The following is a 17,156-nucleotide window of genomic DNA, read 5'->3' as shown; positions in this document are numbered from 1 at the left end:
TCGGCACACCGAACGCCGCGAATCGGTGAAGCACCCCGGGATTCCGAAGCGCGGCGAGCTCGCCACCCGGGTTTCCCGCGAGCGAGGAAGCCGAGGTGTCGGGTGACGGTGGGGTGACCGGCCCTCCCCTCCGACGAGTCGGTCACCCCACCGCCATCCGACCGCTGGCAGGTCGGCGCAACATGGTAAGTAACCTCTTACTTATCCTAGGGGGCGGTACCTGCTCCCGCAACCCGCTCAGCGCTGGATGCCCTATTCCCGCACCCAGCCCGACCGGCATTTCAGATCGCTTTGAGCGCAATCATTCTCCGGACGATCCGCAGCTCCTAATGTCCGGAGACCCCTGCTGAGCACCGTGCGTGCGGACGACCGCAGCCGGGGATTGCCATGTCCGCCCCTGGTTCCACAGCGAACCCTCCTCGATTTCGGAGCGAAGTGCAGCCAACCCCCTGGTCAGCAAAGGACTCTCGGCTCGAGCGAGTACCGGACGCGACGCCGGGACGGCTCGGCGGATCGCGTGCGCTCCGGTCGGCGCTGAAGGGCCAGTGGGGCTATCTCGGCGCCGTGGCAGGCAGCATCGTCACACTGATCCTGCTGTACCAGCCGTGGCTGAGGGCGGCGGGCGCCGACGGCAAAGCCAGTGCGGATGCCTTCGGCCGGATCACCGCGACCACCTCCTACCTCAACGTCTGGTCCGCGACGCAGCCTCCGACCGCGCGGATCAGCGGCGCGTTGGCACTGCTGTCCGCGGGCGCGATCGTCATGACCGTCTGCCTGGTGGCGGTGCATCTCCGGCTGCGCACCGAGATCCTGGCGCGTGCGGCGACGGCGTGCGCGGTGACGACCTCGGCGCTGGTCCTGCTCACCGTGCTCTACGTCAACAGCAAGGCTCCCGAGCTACGCGGCATGCTCGCGCGCTCGACGGACTTCGGCGGACAGGTCGGCATGGTGACGAGCTGGGCCTTCGGCAACGGCAGCCTGATCGCGCCGGGGGTACGGCAGGTCTCCTACAACACCGCGGGGCTCACCCACTGGGCCCTGCTCGCCGGCGTCACCTCGCTGGGTTCGGCCGTCATCGCCGTCGCCCAATGGGCATACAACCGTCCGCGCACGTCACTGCGGCTGCCGCGGCGACTCGCCGGCGCGCGTTCCAGCGAACCGGCCGGGCGCGTCGAGTGAGCGGGCCGGCACGCCACCTCCCGCTCCGCTGAGGCTCGCCCGTGTGCGGGTGGCAGACCCGCGTCGATCCCTGGGCAGCGGCACACCGTGACCGGCCGTGGTCGCCGGACGATCCAGCGCTGGACGCCCGGTCGCCGAGGGACTCGCCGATGCTGAAAGTAACCAGCGACGCGGACTTTCGGCCCTACGGGCACCCCACACGCCGCGGGCACAGTCTTGCCAGGTGAGTCGGGTGGCGAGCAGTGGAGGATGGGATGGCGCTGGTGTCGGAGACGTGGTCGTCGACGTCGTTCCCGGAGGTGGCGGTGTTCGTCGCGGGCCGGGTGCCCGCCCTCGAGCGGGAGCGCTTCGCCGGTACCGTCGGCCGTCTGCTGTCGCGCTTCCCTGCCGCGGGCGGCGCCCGTCTGCGGATCACCGGGCCGCACCGCGACGACGGCCCGATGGTGGTCCAGGTGAACCTGTCCGTCGGCGGCACCCAGACGCGCATCCAGACGCTGGCGCGACGCCGCGGTGACGCGCTGCCGACGGTGGTGCGGTTGGAACGGCAGATCAAGGCGTCGCTGAAGGCGTGGCAGCCGCGTCCGTGGCCGGATCAGGACCGTCGGCCGCTCGACGCGCCCGGCCCGGGAGATCTCGTCCGCCGCAAGGTCGTCGCGCCGCTGACCGGCTCGCCGACCGCGGCGGCGGCGATCATGGACGCGATGGATTACGACGCGCATCTGTTCACCGATGCCGAGACCGGCGAGGACGCCGTCGTCCACCGCGCCGGGCCGTTCGGGCTGCGGATGGCGCGCCAGCACAGTGTCCGTACTCCGAGCTCGATCGCGGGCACTCCAGGACTGTTCACCGTCTATCCCCGTCCGGCGCCGGAGCTGACCGAAACCGACGCCGTGGCACGGGTATGCGAAAACGGCTTGCCGTCGCTGTTCTACACCGACTCCGCCTCGGGGCGCGGCCATCTGATGTATCGCCGCTACGACGGCGGCCTGACGCTCGTCGCACCCGCCACCGGCGGCATCGACGCGGCGACCGCCTGAACGACCACACTCCCCCGGCACTGTCACGACCGGACCGTGCCGTTCATCGATCACCTCTCCTTCCGGGCAATGCAAAGAAAGGCGGACACGTGGCGCGTGATCTGACACAGCTGGAGATCCTCACCGAACTGGAACCATTCGCGGGCGACGCGTTGAACCGGCACCTGTCCATGGTCAAGGAGTGGCATCCCCACGATTACGTGCCGTGGGACGCGGGACGCAACTTCGCGATGCTGGGCGGAATTGATTGGCAGCCGGACCAATCGCGGCTGTCGGAGGTGGCGAAGGCGGCCCTGATCACGAATCTGCTCACCGAGGACAACCTTCCGTCCTATCACCGCGAGATCAGCGCGAACTTCTCCCGGGACGGCGCGTGGGGCTCGTGGGTGGGACGATGGACCGCCGAGGAGGCCCGCCACAGCATCGTCCTGCGGGACTACCTCGTCGTCACGCGGGGTGTGGACCCGGTCGCCTTGGAGAACGACCGTATGGCGCACATGTCCCACGGCTTCGCCGCGCCGATGGAGCGAACGGACACCACCGGTGACGGCGGATTCCTGTTCTCGGTGGCCTACGTGTCCTTCCAGGAGTTGGCGACCCGCATCAGTCATCGCAACACGGCGGCCGTCTGCGACGATCCGGTCGCCGACCGCATGCTGCACCGCATCGCCGCCGACGAGAACCTGCACATGATCTTCTATCGCGGCATGTGCGCCGCCGCCTTGGATCTGGTGCCCGATCAGGCCGTCGAAGCGATCGACCTGATCGTGCGCAACTTCCGGATGCCAGGAACCGGCATGCCCAACTTCCGGCGCAACGGCGTCCTCATGGCCAAACACGGCATCTACGATCTGCGCCAGCACATGGAAGAAGTGCTGCAACCCGTCATCCGGCAGTGGAATCTGTTCGGCCGCAATGACTTCGGGCCGCGGGGCGAGCAAGCCCGCGAACGGCTCACCGCCTTCATGGACGACCTCGAGCACGTGCGCATTCCCCGGTTCGAGGAACAACGCGATCGCGCCCTCGCGCGGGAAGCACGCCGGGGTGTCGGCTCCCTGCCGGGTTAGTGCCGCCGGATGGCTCCTCGCCGGCGGAACGACCGTCAGCCCACATAGCGCCGCGCGGCCGAACAGCGCTGCGATTCCTCGAGCAGAACGAGACCGGCCTCCACTCGCGGCGGCAGCACTTTTCGTTCACGCAGCACCCATGGCATCCCGCGCAGCGTGTCGAGAACGGCCGCCGCCGTCGTCAGGTCGGCCGGGGCCGATCTGAGCACCACCGCGGTCCGCCGCGCGGCGCTGCGGGCCGGGCGGCGCAACCACAGCGTCCACAACGTGTTCCGGATGCCGAGGCGGCGACGATGGGTCGGATCACGGGTGGTGGACGGCTCGTGGTGGATCACGATGTCCTCCACCCAGCACATCCACCAGCCGTACGCCGCGAGGTCGAGCGCGAGCAGTTCCTCTTCCCCACCGAACCACAGACGCCGGGAGAACCCGCCGACCTGACGGAACGCGCTGACCCGGAAGGCGGACAACGCCGCCATCACGCCCAGCAGGGCGGGGCCGGGCAGCCAGTCCGGCCCCGCGACCGGTGAATAGCGCAGTTCCGGCGTGATCGGGTCTTCGCGCAGGTCCGGGGCGACCAGACAGCGTCCCGTCACCGAGCCGAGGCCCGGATACCGGTCGAGCAGATCGGCGGCGCGAGTCAGCGCGCCAGGCTGCCAGCGGGTGTCGTCGTCGCAGAACGCCACGTACGGCGTGGCCACCCGCTCGACCGCGATGTTCCTGGCCACCGCGCCCAGATTGTCCGCCGAGCGGATGAGCTGCACCGAAGGGAACGCCGCGGCGACCGCGTCGGCCGTGCCGTCGGCGGAACCGTTGTCGACCAGGATGATCGGGGCCGCGTCGGGGAGCGCGGTCATGTGCGCGAGGGTGTGCAGCAGTTGCTCGCGCCGGTTGCGGGTGATGATGACGACCGTCATCCGTTCCGTTGACATCCGTCACTTCCTTCCATGGGCGAGTTCCAGGGTCCTGGCCCTGCGCTCGATCTCCGGCGGCAGCTTGCGCCGCTGCGCCAGCGCCCTGGGCAGGCGGCGAACGATCCCCCCGAACGCAAGCAACGTTCCCGGGTCCCGCGCCGCCCGGCACAGCAGGCTCGCGGACTCGGCCGCGCACCGCCGCAGCGGCCGGCGCATCCAGGCGATCAACGCGTTGTTCCGCTGTTCGGCCCGTCTGCGCCACGCCTGCGTCGGTCGCCGCGCCGAGGGGTGGTGGTGGGCGCGCACCCGCGCCACATAACAGAGGTCCCAGCCGCAGGCCGCCATATCGAGGGACAGCAACCGTTCTTCGGCGCCGAAATGCAGCAGCGGACTGAACCCGGACGCCTGGAGATACGCCTCTTTGCGCACGATCGCGGCGCAGGCGAGGAAGCCGAGCACCAACGGGCCCGGCAAGCCGGGGGGATGCCCGAGCGGGCTGGTCGCCATCAGTTCGTTCACCGGATCGTCACGGTGGTCGGCGCCGACGAGCGTGCGTCCCGCGACCAGGCCCAGCCGCGGATGGGCGTCCAGCACCCGCTCGGCTTCACCGAGCGCGTCCTCGGCCCACCACGAGTCGTCGTCGCTGAAGGCGACATAGGGCGTCCGAGCCAGCGCGACGCCGAGGTTGCGCGCGGCGGCGCCGAGATTGCGCGGAAGCCGCACGACGCGCACGCCGGGGAACGCTTCCGCCGTGCAGGCCGTCTCGTCGACCGAAGCGTTGTCCAGCACCACGATCGCGGGGGCCGGGCGCAATGCGCGCAATTCGGTCAAGGTTCGGGACAGTTCGGCGGCGCGGTTGCGGGTGGCGATGACGACGGTGGTCTTCGCCACCGCCGGCGCGCTCACGCCGGCCGTCCCGCGAGCAGTTCGTCGAGCAGGTCACTGGTCAGGGCATCGGCGGCGGGGAACTCCCGCCGCCGCGCGCGTTCGCGTCCCGCAGGCGCCAGGCACCAGCGCCACCACTGATCGAACGCACCGGCGTCGGCGGTCTGTTCGGCGGGGACCAGCGCGGGCCAGTCCAGCGCCTTCGCCTGCGCGGTGACTTTTCCGCCGTCCGCGATGGGATCCACCGCCAGGACCGGGATACCGGCTCGCAGTCCCAGCACCAAGCCGTGCAGCCGCGTGGTGATCACCGCGTCGAGGCGAGCGAACACCGACGCGAGCTGGTCGGGCGTGCGGCACAGCCGCCAGTCGTCGGAGGTCAATCTGGTGTCGAGGGGCAGTCGCGCGCAGTCGAGTTCGCGCAGCCACCGCAGCAACGCGCGATGCACCGACCGGTGTCTGCGGGCCATGCCGTATTCGGCTTGGCCGGGGGCGAAGACCACACCCACCACCGGGACGCTCACCGTGGACGCCCCGACCGCGATGTCCGGTCGCGCGACGGACGGACTGTCGCGCGGCAAGATGCGGTGGAACCCGGTGACCGCGGCATCGGCCGGGTCGAGGACGGAGACGCCCACCGCGATGCGCCTGCAGTTCGCGTACCGCTCGTGCAGGAACCGGACCTGGTCACCGTGCGCGGGCCCGCAGACGAAGACGAGGTGCGAATAGCGTCCGGAGTCCGCGTCGTCCAGATGCATCGCGTCGGAACGAAATCCCGGGCTCCACGCCGTGTCGTGCGGGATCGCGGCGGAGGCCAGAGCGTCGCACACCCGGCTCATGCTCAACACGTCCCCGGCCGTCGCTTCCCCGTGCAGGAAGCTGGGCCACCCGGTGACAAGTACCCGCATGTCTGTGCCCATACCCGCCGCGCCCCAGGTCAATCAGCCGTGACAGCGTTCTCTCGGTTCGGTGACCACGAACTTCGCACATCGCGGGCCGGTGTCCTAGCTCGGGGCCGCGCGCAGGTGCACGACCTTCGTCTGGGTCATCTCGTCCAGCAACTCCGGCCCGTAACCGAAGCCGGATCCGCTGGCGCGCCGTGGGTGCGCCGCCCCGCCGGGCGCGCCGCCGAACACCGAGTTGATCTTCACCGTGCCCACCGGCAATGCCCGCCACGCGAGCTGGGCATGGGCCATCGAAGGCGTCAGCACGGAGGCCGCGAGACCGTAGTCGTCGGTGGCGGCCTCCTCGATGCCGTGCTCGAACGTGTCCACCACCCGCACCGGCGCGACCGGACCGAAGGTTTCCTCCCGCATGATCCGCATGGCCGGATCGCACTGCGCCAGCACAGTGGCCGGATAGTGCGCGCCTGCGCCGTCGGGCAGCACGCCGCCGGTCAACAGTTCGGCGCCGTGCTCGACCGCGTCGCGGACCTGCGCGTGGACCTGCTCGCGGTGGCGCCGGTCGACCAGCGGGGCCGGATTCCACGACTCGGCCTCGGCCACCAGTGCCGCCAGGAAGGGTTCCGCGACGTCCCGGTGGACGAAGATCCGCTCGACCGACACGCAGATCTGACCGGAGTTCGCGAACGCGCCGAGCGCGGCCTGCCCGGCCGCCCAGACGGGATCGACACCGGCGTCGACGACGAGCGCGTCGTTGCCGCCGTTCTCCAGCAGTGCCTTCGCGCCCGTGTTCGCCACGCTCCGCGCGATCGACCGTCCCGTGGCCGTGCTGCCGACATGCGCGATGACGTCCACATCGAGCCGTGCGGCCAGCAGGGCGCCCATCCTTCCGTCGCCTTGCACCGTCTGCAGGACTCCCTCGGGAAGTGCGCGGGCCAGCAGCTCGCCGAGCAGGCCTCCGGTGTGCGGCGCCCGTTCGCTCGGCTTGTACACGACGGTGTTCCCGGTGACCAGCGCCGCGCCGAGCAGACCGCAGGACACCGCAACGGGATCGTTCCATGGCGTCAGCGCGACGACGACGCCGCGGGGTTCCCACACCATGAGGTCGGTCGCTTCGAAAGCTCCTTGCAGGCTTCTGCCTCGGTGCAGCGGTCCCAGTTCGGCGTATTGCTCCAGCGTCGCGGCACCCGCCAGCACGCCCTCCTTGCTCTCCGACCGTGGACGTCCGGTTTCCAGCCGGTTGAGTTCGGCCAGTTCATCGGCGCGCTCGCGCACCAGCGCGGCGCAGGCACGGACGGCGGCGGCCCGCTCGGCCGCCGGTGTCCGCGCCCATGCGGTTTGCGCGCGATTCGCCACACCCACTCGCCGATCGATCTCCGCGCGGTCGGTCATCGGCACCTTGCCGACGGCGGCACCGCTGGCGGGGTCGAGGATTTCGATCGTTTCGGTCGCGCGGAGTTCAGTGGCTGACGGTGCAGCGTTGGGTGCGCTCATGTCGCGGCCATTGCCTGGCATCCGCGGTTCAAACCAGTCGTGCCACAGCCGTATCGGAATCGCCGCACAGCGACATCGGACACCCTTCGATAGCTGAGAGTTCGCTGCTGCGCCGCGCCGGCCAGGTTTGATCCGACGTCGATAGGCAAGAGCTACCGGCATGGCCGAAAAGACCGAACGGCTCACCGTGCTGCTGTGGCACGTGCACGGCTCATGGACGACGTCGTTCGTCCAAGGGCGGCACCGTTATCTGCTGCCCGTGGTGGAAGGCGGCGGACCGTGGGGCCGTGGACGGTGCGGTCGCGACTGGCCGTCGGCCGCGGAAGTGCCCTCGGATCGGTTGCGCGAAACCGAGCCTGACGTGGTCGTGCTCCAGCGCCCGGAGGAAATCGAGCTCACCGAGCGCTGGCTCGGTCGGCGGCCCGGCGCCGATATCCCCGCGGTCTACGTCGAGCACAACGCGCCGCGCCCCAGCGCGGCCACCACCAGCCATCCGCTGGCGGATCGCGCCGACATCCCGCTCGTGCACGTCACGCACTTCAACGATTTGATGTGGGACAACGGACGCGCGCCCACCCGCGTGGTGCCACACGGAATCGTCGACCCCGGCGCGCGTTACACCGGTGAACTGCCCCATGGCGTGGCGCTGATCAACGAACCGACGCGGCGCGGGCGGATCACCGGAAGCGATCTGTTGCCGGACTTCGCGATGGCGGGACCGATCGATCTGTACGGCATCGGCGCGGCCGATTACACGGCGGGTGGATCCACCGGACACCCGATCCGCGGCATCGGGGATCTGCGGCAGTCGGCATTGCATCCGGAAATGGCGCGCAGGCGGGTGTATCTGCACACCGCGCGCTGGACCTCGCTCGGACTGTCCCTGCTGGAGGCCATGCACTTGGCCATGCCGGTGGTGGCCATCGCCACGACCGAGGCCGTCATGGCGGTGCCGCCGGAAGCCGGTGCGATCTCCACCGATGTCGCGGCACTCACCGCGAAGTTCCACGAATTCCTCCACGAACCCGATCTCGCGGCGCTCGCGGGCAAGTCGGCACGGCAGTTCGCGCTGGAGCACTACGGCCTCGAGGTCTTCCTGCGCCGGTGGGATGCCCTGCTCGCCGAGGTCACCGAATGAAGGCAGTGTCCCGGAGAGAGAAGGCGGAATCATGAAGATCGCGATGGTGTCCGAACACGCCAGCCCGCTCGCCGTGCTCGGCGGGGTCGATGCCGGTGGGCAGAACGTGCATGTCGCCGAGTTGTCCGCGGCCCTGTGCGGACAGGGGCACGAGGTCACCGTGTACACCCGCCGGGAGGAGGCCGACGCGCCGGACACGGTCACCCCCGAACAGGGTTACCGCGTGGTTCACGTCCCGGCCGGTCCCGCCCGTGTGCTGCCGAAGGACGAGTTGCTGCCGCACATGATGGAATTCGGCGTCTTCCTGCGCGAGCACTGGCGCGACCTCCGGCCCGACGTGGTGCACGCACATTTCTGGATGTCCGGGCTCGCGGCCCTGTCGGGGGCACGCCCCTGCGGCATTCCCGTCGTCCAGACCTTCCACGCGCTGGGCGTGGTGAAGCGCCGCCACCAAGGCGCGGACGACACCAGTCCGGCCGACCGGGTTCGGCTCGAGCGGCTGATCGCCGAACAGACCGACCGCATCATCGCCACCTGCACCGACGAGGTGTTCGAACTGGCCAGGCTCGGCGTGCCCCGGTCCAGGACCTCGGTGATCCCTTGCGGCGTGGATCTCGAGCAGTTCACACCCGACGGACCGGCGGAACCGAAGTCGGCCGAGCACCGGATGATCAGCGTCGGCAGATTGGTGCCGCGCAAAGGTTTCGACACCGCGATCACCGCGCTCACCGGCCTGCCGGACACCGAACTCGTCCTGGTCGGCGGCCCGGATGACGCCGAACTCGCCGACGACCCGGAGGGCAAGCGGCTGCTGACGCTGGCGGACGAACTCGGCGTGCGCGACCGGTTGCGCATGCTGGGACGGGTGCCGAGGACCCGGATTGCTCCGCTGCTGAGATCGGCGGATGTCGCCGTGTGCACGCCGTGGTACGAACCGTTCGGGATGACGCCGCTGGAAGCGATGGCCTGCGGTGTTCCCGTGGTAGCCACCGCGGTGGGCGGTCTCATCGATACCGTCGTCGACGGAGTGACCGGCAGGTTGGTCCCTCCGCGCGAGCCGGCGGAACTGGCCGACGCGGTGGGCGATCTGCTGACCACGCCCGGACTCCGGGAGCGCTGCGGCCGCGCCGGGCGCGAGCGCGTCGAGGCGCGTTATTCGTGGGATCGGATCGCCACGGAGACCCTCCACGCCTACCACCGGGTGCTCGCATCCGGCGCCCGCCGCGGGGGCGAGCCCACCGATGGCGGTGCGGTCGACGGCGTGGAGCTTGCTCCCGAAGCGCCGTCGACGGATCACGGTGTGCGCGCGAGCGGTCGAGGATAGGCGGCGCCGTGTCCGAACCATGCGAACGTGCCTTGGTCACCGGCGGATGCGGCTTCGTCGGATCACACCTGTGCGAGCAGTTGCTCGACGCGGGCACCACGGTGGTCGCGCTCGACAACTTCGCCACCTCCACACCGGACAACGTCGCCCGGCTGCTGAACCGCCCTGGCTTCGAGCTGATCCAGCACGATGTCACCCAGCCGTTGCCCGCGCTCGGCTTCCTCGATGTCGTCTTCCATCTCGCCTCGGCCGCGTCGCCGCCGGACTACCTGCGCCTGCCGATCGAGACATTGCGAGCGGGCTCCCTCGGCACCGCCAACGCCATCGACTCGGCCGAGCGGAATCGGGCTCGTTTCGTGCTCGCGTCGACGAGCGAGGTCTACGGCGACCCCGCCGTCCACCCGCAACCCGAGCATTACTGGGGGCACGTCAATCCGGTCGGCCCGCGCAGCGTCTACGACGAGGCGAAGCGGTACGCCGAGGCTTTCACCATGGCCTTCCGCCGGGAACGCGGGGTGAACACGGGAATCGCCCGGATTTTCAACACCTACGGCCCTCGCATGCGGACCGACGACGGCCGGATGGTGCCCACCTTCATCGCCCAGGCCTTGTCGGACGCGCCGCTCACCATCGCGGGAACCGGCGAGCAGACCCGCTCGCTGTGCTATGTGGACGACACGGTGCGCGGCCTGCTCGCGCTGGCCTCGACCGACCATCCTGGACCGGTCAATATCGGCAATCCGCACGAGATCTCCGTGCGCTGCCTCGCCGAGGAGATCCGGGCGGCGACCGGCAGCCGTTCCATCGTGACGCATGTCGAGGGCGCGATCGATGATCCGCAGCGGCGCTGCCCGGACATCTCCTTGGCCCGCCGCGAATTGGGCTGGTGGCCGTGGGTCGACAGGGACGAGGGCCTGCGGCGCACGATCGACTGGTTCGCCGGGCGAACGACCGAGTCGGCCGGAGAATCCGTGCGCTGACCGGCGCCGGACGGGGAACGGTTTAGTCGCGACTTCAGCGGGTAGCGCCCCCCTTGTATGCCAGCGGGCGAACCGACAGGTCCCGCGCGTCTCGACGTCTCGAACAGAAAGGCGGCCCGGTGCGCATTCTCGGAATCAACGCGGTATTTCATGATCCTGCTGCGGCTCTGATCGTTGACGGCGAGATCGTCGCGGCCGCCGAGGAAGAGCGATTCACCCGCCGCAAGCACGGCAAGCGCCCGGTGCCGTTCTCCGCGTGGGAAGTTCCCGAGCAAGCGGCCGCCTGGTGTCTGGAGCGAGCGGGACTGCGTCCCGAGCAGCTCGACGCCGTCGGCTACTCCTACGACCCTCGACTGGTCGACCACTCCCTCGGCGGTCTGGATCGGAAAAGCGAGGCGACCAGAACGGACTACGCGTTGCGGGCGCCGGCTTTTCTCGCCGCCGCGTTGCCAGGACTCGATCCCACCATCGTGCGTTTCGTGCGACATCATCTGGCGCATGCCGCGTCCGCGGCTCTCGCGGCCCCCTCCGGCGATTCGGCGGTGCTGGTGGCCGACGGACGCGGCGAGAGCCAGTCCTATCTCGCCGGAGAATACCGAGACGGCAAGTTCGTCGAGCTGGCGGCGCAGCAGTTGCCACACTCGCTCGGATTGCTGTACGAGGACCTCACCGCCCATCTGGGATTCACCAGGTCCAGCGACGAATACAAGGTCATGGCGCTGGCCTCCTACGGCACGCCCCGATTTCTCGATCGGTTCCGCGAACTGGTGTACGCCACCGGCGACGGTGGTTTCCGCACCGAGCCCGTGCACTGGCCGGACTTCGCGCCCGCGGTCACCGACGGCGAGTTCGGCCGCGATCACGCCGACCTCGCCGCGAGCGTCCAGCGCCGCCTCGAGGACGTGCTGCTGGAGTTGACCTCCTGGCTGCATCGCCACACCGGGCAGCCAACCCTGACGCTGGCCGGTGGTATCGCGCTGAACTGCGTGGCCAACAGCCGTCTGCACGCCGAGGGCCCCTACGAACAGATCTGGGTGCAACCGGCGGCCGGAGACGCGGGCACCGCGCTGGGCGCCGCACTGCAATTGGCGGCCGAATTCGGCGAGCGCGTCACCCCGATGCGGGGCGCCGACCTCGGCCGCGAGTGGACGGACCCGGAGTTGGAAACCGTTCTCTGCACGGCCAAGGTCCGCTACACGAAATCCGATGACATCGCGGCGGAAGTAGCGCAGGCGCTCGCGGAAGATCAGGTTGTCGCCTGGTTCCAAGGCCGGGCCGAATTCGGCCCGCGCGCACTCGGTCACCGTTCGCTGCTGGCCCACCCCGGCCGATCGGAGAATCTCGAACGCCTCAACGACGTGAAGGGACGCGAACAGTTCCGGCCCCTGGCTCCGATGGTGCTCGCCGACCGGGCGTCGGAGATCTTCACCCGCGGACCGCTGCCGAGCCCGTACATGCTGTTCGTGCACGACGTCGCGCCGCAGTGGCGGGAGCGGATCCCAGCCGTGACCCACGTGGACGGAACAGCGCGGGTGCAGACCGTCGATCCCGCGGACAAGCCGGTCCTGGCGCGGATGCTGACGGAGTTCGAGCGGCGCACGGGTCTGCCGGTGGTGATCAACACGAGCCTGAACACGGCGGGCAGGCCGATGGTCGATTCACCGCGCGACGCCCTCGAATGCTTCGGTTCGGCGCCCATCGATCTGCTCGCCATCGGGTCGTTCGTGGTCCGCCGCCCATGAACGGCCGCACCGTCGACTACAGCATCGTGATCCCGACCATGGGCCGGGAAAGCCTTCGCGTGCTGCTCGAGTCGCTGGCCACCGCGTCGGGTCCGAAGCCACGGGAGATCATCGTGGTGGACGATCGGCCCCGCGACGGCGACCTCCCCCTGCCCGCGACGGCGCCGCCGGTTCAGGTCATCCGCTCTGGCGCACGCGGACCCGCCGCGGCCAGGAACGCGGGATGGCGGCACGCGTCCGGCACGTGGATCGCCTTCCTCGACGACGATGTGCTCACCGCACCGGATTGGCCCGCCCGCTTGGCCGAGGACCTGCACGGTCTCGATGACGACACGGCGGCTTCCACCGCCCGCATCGAGGTTCCGCTGCCCGAGCACCGCAGGCCGACCGACGCGGAACGAGGGATCGCACGGCTCGCCACGGCGCGCTGGATCACGGCGGACATGGCCTACCGCAGGTCAGCGCTGGTCGCGGTCGGCGGCTTCGACGAACGATTCCCGCGCGCCTTCCGTGAGGACGCCGATCTGGCGCTGCGGGTCTGCCTCGCGGGCTACGTCATCGCCGAGGGCAGGCGCGTCACTCGCCACCCCCTGCGTGAATCCGGCCCGCTGGCCAGTGTCCGAGCCCAACGCGGGAACGCCGACAACGCGTTGCTGCGACGCAAGTACGGCGCTCGATGGCGGGAGCGGATCGGCGAAGAGGCCGGGCTGCTGCGCCGCCACGCGCTCACCACGGCCGCGGGCGCAGGCGCCATGGCGCTTGGCCTGGTCGGCCGCGGCCGCCCGGCTCTCGCGGTCGCGGCGGTGTGGCTCGCGCTGACCGGTGACTTCGCCGCGCGCCGTATCGCACCCGGCCCCCGCACGGCCGCCGAGATCGGCCGGATGACGCTGAGCAGCGCGCTGATACCACCGGCCGCGTGCTGGCACCGGCTGCGCGGCGAACTGCGCCACCGCAACGCGACCCATGCCTCGCCGCTGGCATTGCTGTTCGACCGCGACGACACCCTCATCATCGATGTCCCCTACCTCGCCGACCCCAGCGAGGTCCGGCCGGTGCCGGGAGCCGTCGACGCGCTGCGAAGAGTGCGCGCGGCAGGCATCCAGCTCGGCATCGTGAGCAACCAGTCCGGCGTGGCACGGGGACTGATCAGCCGCGAACAGCTCGCCGCGGTGAACTCCCGGGTCGAGGAATTGCTCGGGCCGTTCGGGACGTGGCAGGTGTGTGTGCACGGCGAAGGCGACGGCTGCGGGTGCCGCAAACCCGAGCCCGGCCTCATCCGGCAGGCCGCGGCCGACCTCGGCGTCGACATAGGCAGGTGCGTGGTCATCGGCGACACCGGCGCCGACGTCGCCGCCGCGCAGTCCGCGGGCGCACGCGCGATCCTGGTGCCGACGGCCCGAACCCTTCCCGACGAAGTGCACCGCGCGCGTCGCGAAGCGACCGTGGCGCGGGATCTGACCGAAGCCGTCCGGCTGGCTATGGCGGGTGCGCCGTGACCGGCCGGGCGCTGGTGGCGCGCATGGACAATTTCGGCGATGTGCTGCTGGCGGGGCCGTGCGTGCGCGCGGTGGCGGCGCACGTCGATTCGGTGACGCTGCTGGCCGGACCGCGCGGCCGGGCCGCGGCGGAGCTCCTGCCGGGCGTGGACCAGGTCGTGACCTGGCGGGCGCCGTGGATCGACCTGGAGCCGCCCGCGGTCACGGCGGCGGGCGTCGACGCCTTCATCGAGCGGATCCGCGCGCTCGAGGTGGACCTGGCGTTGATTCTCACGTCCTTCCATCAGTCCCCGCTGCCGCTGGCGCTGTTGTTGCGGATGGCCGGTGTCCCGTGGATCGGGGCGATCTCGGAGGACTACCCCGGTTCGTTGCTGGATCTGCGCCATCACGTCGAGGGCGATCCGCCCGAAGCCGAACGCGCACTGTCGCTGGCCGCCGCGGCCGGTTTCCGGCTGTCGCCCGGCGACGACGGTAAACTCGCCGTCCGGCAGCCGTTGCCGAAAGTCGGCGCGCTCACCGGCGAACCCGGTTACGTGGTCGTGCATCCCGCCGCGTCGGTGCCGGCGCGACAGCCGTCCTCGTCGCGGTCGGCGGCCATCGTCGCCGCGCTCACCGGCGCCGGTCACCGGGTGATCGTGACCGGCGCACCCGCCGACCGGCCGCTCACCGGCACGGTCGCGGGCAGGCACGGCATCGATCTCGGCGGCGCGACCACCTTGCCCGAACTCGCCGCGGTGCTGCGTGACGCGAGCGTCGTGGTGGCGCCCAACACGGGCCCGGCGCACCTGGCCGCCGCCGTGGGAACGCCGGTGGTCTCGCTGTTCGCACCGGTCGTGCCCGCCGCACGGTGGGCGCCCTACGGCGTTCCGGTGGCCATGCTCGGTGATCAACGCGCGCCGTGCCGCGGCAGCAGAGCCAGGGTCTGCCCGGTGGCGGGGCACCCGTGCCTCGACTCGATCACCCCGGAGCAGGTCGTGACGGTAGCCGAAGAACTGGGTGCGGGCAGACCTGCGCGTCTGCGGACAGGAGGTGCGCGGTGATCGAGGAGCATTTCGCGGCTCTGCATGCGGCGCTGGACCGCACCAGGTGCTTCGCACCCGATATCCGCAGATGGGGACGGCAACTCGCGGTCGTGCTCGACAACGGCGGCCGACTACTCGCCTGCGGCAACGGCGGCAGCGCCGCCGAAGCCCAGCACCTGACCGGTGAACTGGTCGGGCGCTTCCGCGGCGAGCGCCGTCCGTTCTCGGCGATCGCCCTGCACGCCGACACCTCGGCGGGCACCGCGATCGTCAACGACTACGGCGAAACCGAACTGTTCGCCCGGCAGGTCCGCGCGCACGGGAGGCCCGACGACATCCTGATCTTGTTGTCCACCAGCGGCACCAGCCAGAACGTGGTGGCCGCGGCGAAAGCGGCGCACGACATCGGCGTCACCACGTGGGCCATGACGGGGCCCGCGCCCAATCCGCTCGCGGCGCTGTGCGACGACGCGCTCGCCGTCGACGCGCCCACCACGGCCACTGTGCAGGAAGTGCATCTGGTCTTGGTGCACGCCCTGTGCGCGGCCTTGGACGACGCGCTGGGGGTGGCGACATGAAGCCGTTGGTCGTGATCGGCGACAGCATGCTGGATGTCGACATCGAAGGGGTCGCGGAGCGGTTGTCGCCCGAAGCGCCCGTGCCCGTCGTGGACGTGGAACGCCAGTGGACGCGTCCCGGCGGCGCCGGATTGGCCGCCGCGCTGGCCGCGCAGTCGGTCGCCGAGGTCTCGCTCATCACGGCGACCGCCGACGACCACGACGGCCGCACCCTCACCAGGCTCCTCGAACAGCACGTTCGAGTCGTTCCGATCACCTTGCGGGGCAAGACGATACGCAAGACGCGCGTCCGCGCCGCAGGGCAGTCGCTGTTGCGCCTGGACACCGGCGACGGCACCGCCGACGGCGGCTCGGTGAGCACTGCGGTCACCCGGACACTGCGAGCGGCGGGCGCGATTCTCGTCGCGGACTACGGCCGAGGCGTCGCCGCCCATCCGCGGATCCGGAGCCTGCTGACCGAACTGGCCAGGTCCGTGCCGGTGGTGTGGGATCCGCACCCGCGTGGCCCCGCGCCGACGCCGGGGACGCAGCTGGTCTCGCCGAACCTGAAAGAGGCGCGGCAGTTCGCGCCGGGATACGTCGAACCCGACGAGTTGGCGAAGGTGCTCCGCGACGAGTGGGCAGCGGATTCCGTCGCGGTCACCACCGGTCCGGGTGGTGCGGTCCTGGCCAACGGGAAGCGGCTCACCGTGGTTCCCGTGCCCGCCGGAGTTCGTCTCGCCGGCCATTCCGGTACCGACACCTGCGGGGCGGGTGACCGATTCGCCTCGGCCGCGACCGCCGCGCTGTTCGACGGTTCCACGGTGGCCGACGCCGTATCGCACGCCGTCGACGCGGCGGCCAGGTTCGTCGCGGCGGGCGGCGCGGCCACGTTGTCCACGTGCGACAGCACGGCCGTCGCCACGACGGGCCCGACGGAGACGAACGAGTCGGCATTCGAGGTGGCGGCGCGGATCAGGGCGCGCGGCGGCAGGCTCGTCGCCACCGGTGGCTGTTTCGATCTGCTGCACCCCGGCCACGTCAGCTTGCTGCGCCAAGCGCGCGCCATGGGTGACGCCTTGGTGGTCTGTCTCAATTCCGATGCGTCGGTGCGGCGCCTGAAGGGGCCGCACCGGCCGATCGTCACCGCGCGTGACCGTGCCCGGCTGCTCACCGAATTGTCTTCGGTGGACGCCGTCGTCGTGTTCGACGAATCGTCACCGAGCGCGCTGCTGGACCGCCTCCGCCCCGATGTCTGGGTCAAGGGCGGCGACTATTCCGGCGTCGATCTGCCCGAGGCCGCGGTCGTCCACGGTTACGGCGGCGAGATCGCGCTGGTTCCCACTGTTCCCGGTTACTCGACAACACAACTGGTCGCCGCGAGCCGGGCAGGCACGGCCGACCCGAGAACGTAAGGAGCAC

Annotated in this window: 15 protein-coding genes; 11 read left to right on the top strand and 4 right to left on the bottom strand. The window is 70.5% G+C overall.

The window, feature by feature from the left end; translation table 11 throughout:
• Nucleotides 1–435 precede the first annotated feature (435 nt).
• The 3 genes from NB3_RS22795 to NB3_RS22785 all read left to right on the top strand — a co-directional run bounded on the left by NB3_RS22795 (nt 436) and on the right by NB3_RS22785 (nt 3,283).
• Nucleotides 436–1,179 (top strand): hypothetical protein, encoded by a 744-nt coding sequence (locus tag NB3_RS22795; RefSeq protein WP_157111958.1) that lies wholly within the window; start codon nt 436–438, stop codon nt 1,177–1,179.
• Nucleotides 1,180–1,433: 254 nt separating this feature from the next.
• Nucleotides 1,434–2,216, top strand: a complete 783-nt coding sequence (locus NB3_RS22790) for a sigma 54 modulation/S30EA ribosomal C-terminal domain-containing protein (protein WP_067807081.1) — start codon at nt 1,434–1,436, stop codon at nt 2,214–2,216.
• A gap of 89 nt (nt 2,217–2,305) precedes the next feature.
• A complete protein-coding gene (locus NB3_RS22785) occupies nt 2,306–3,283 on the top strand; it encodes an acyl-ACP desaturase (RefSeq protein ID WP_067807078.1) in 978 nt (325 codons plus the stop codon).
• A 35-nt stretch (nt 3,284–3,318) separates the two neighbouring features.
• Here NB3_RS22785 and NB3_RS22780 read toward each other — a convergent pair whose 3' ends face one another.
• The 4 genes from NB3_RS22780 to NB3_RS22765 form a co-directional block, all read right to left on the bottom strand.
• Nucleotides 3,319–4,215 carry a glycosyltransferase family 2 protein gene (locus NB3_RS22780; protein WP_067807074.1) on the bottom strand — a complete coding sequence of 299 codons (897 nt, stop codon included), beginning with the start codon at nt 4,213–4,215 and terminating at the stop codon, nt 3,319–3,321.
• 3 nt (nt 4,216–4,218) lie between these two features.
• Nucleotides 4,219–5,103, bottom strand: coding sequence for a glycosyltransferase family 2 protein (locus NB3_RS22775; protein ID WP_218020626.1), 885 nt, complete (start codon nt 5,101–5,103; stop codon nt 4,219–4,221).
• Complete coding sequence (locus NB3_RS22770; RefSeq protein WP_067807096.1) at nt 5,100–5,987, bottom strand: polysaccharide pyruvyl transferase family protein; 888 nt, start codon at nt 5,985–5,987, stop codon at nt 5,100–5,102. Before NB3_RS22770 ends, NB3_RS22775 begins: the two co-directional genes overlap by 4 nt.
• A 96-nt stretch (nt 5,988–6,083) precedes the next feature.
• Nucleotides 6,084–7,475 (bottom strand): aldehyde dehydrogenase family protein, encoded by a 1,392-nt coding sequence (locus tag NB3_RS22765; RefSeq protein WP_067807070.1) that lies wholly within the window; start codon nt 7,473–7,475, stop codon nt 6,084–6,086.
• Nucleotides 7,476–7,635: 160 nt separating this feature from the next.
• Here NB3_RS22765 and NB3_RS22760 point away from each other — a divergent pair, with 160 nt between their 5' ends.
• From NB3_RS22760 to rfaE2, 8 genes are all read left to right on the top strand, one after another.
• Nucleotides 7,636–8,613: a glycosyltransferase gene (locus tag NB3_RS22760; RefSeq protein ID WP_067807067.1), complete on the top strand. Its 978-nt coding sequence runs from the start codon at nt 7,636–7,638 to the stop codon at nt 8,611–8,613.
• Between the two features lie 31 nt (nt 8,614–8,644).
• Nucleotides 8,645–9,937: a glycosyltransferase gene (locus NB3_RS22755; RefSeq protein WP_067807064.1), complete on the top strand. Its 1,293-nt coding sequence runs from the start codon at nt 8,645–8,647 to the stop codon at nt 9,935–9,937.
• 8 nt (nt 9,938–9,945) lie between these two features.
• Nucleotides 9,946–10,917, top strand: a complete 972-nt coding sequence (locus NB3_RS22750; protein ID WP_067807061.1) for an NAD-dependent epimerase/dehydratase family protein — start codon at nt 9,946–9,948, stop codon at nt 10,915–10,917.
• A gap of 119 nt (nt 10,918–11,036) precedes the next feature.
• Complete coding sequence (locus NB3_RS22745) at nt 11,037–12,659, top strand: carbamoyltransferase family protein (protein ID WP_067807058.1); 1,623 nt, start codon at nt 11,037–11,039, stop codon at nt 12,657–12,659.
• Nucleotides 12,656–14,155, top strand: coding sequence for an HAD-IIIA family hydrolase (locus NB3_RS22740; protein ID WP_067807054.1), 1,500 nt, complete (start codon nt 12,656–12,658; stop codon nt 14,153–14,155). Before NB3_RS22745 ends, NB3_RS22740 begins: the two co-directional genes overlap by 4 nt.
• Nucleotides 14,152–15,195 (top strand): glycosyltransferase family 9 protein, encoded by a 1,044-nt coding sequence (locus NB3_RS22735; RefSeq protein WP_067807051.1) that lies wholly within the window; start codon nt 14,152–14,154, stop codon nt 15,193–15,195. Before NB3_RS22740 ends, NB3_RS22735 begins: the two co-directional genes overlap by 4 nt.
• Nucleotides 15,192–15,755 (top strand): D-sedoheptulose-7-phosphate isomerase, encoded by a 564-nt coding sequence (locus tag NB3_RS22730; RefSeq protein ID WP_067807049.1) that lies wholly within the window; start codon nt 15,192–15,194, stop codon nt 15,753–15,755. The genes NB3_RS22735 and NB3_RS22730 overlap by 4 nt, the downstream gene beginning before the upstream one ends.
• Entirely contained in the window at nt 15,752–17,149 is a 1,398-nt protein-coding gene (rfaE2, locus tag NB3_RS22725; protein ID WP_067807045.1) for a D-glycero-beta-D-manno-heptose 1-phosphate adenylyltransferase, read from the top strand. The genes NB3_RS22730 and rfaE2 overlap by 4 nt, the downstream gene beginning before the upstream one ends.
• The last annotated feature ends 7 nt before the right edge of the window (nt 17,150–17,156 follow it).

This window comes from Nocardia beijingensis NBRC 16342 (assembly GCF_001612785.1).
Taxonomy (GTDB): domain Bacteria; phylum Actinomycetota; class Actinomycetes; order Mycobacteriales; family Mycobacteriaceae; genus Nocardia; species Nocardia beijingensis.
The sequence above is the reverse complement of the archived record's forward strand: the minus strand, read 5'-3'. Positions and strand labels throughout refer to the sequence as shown.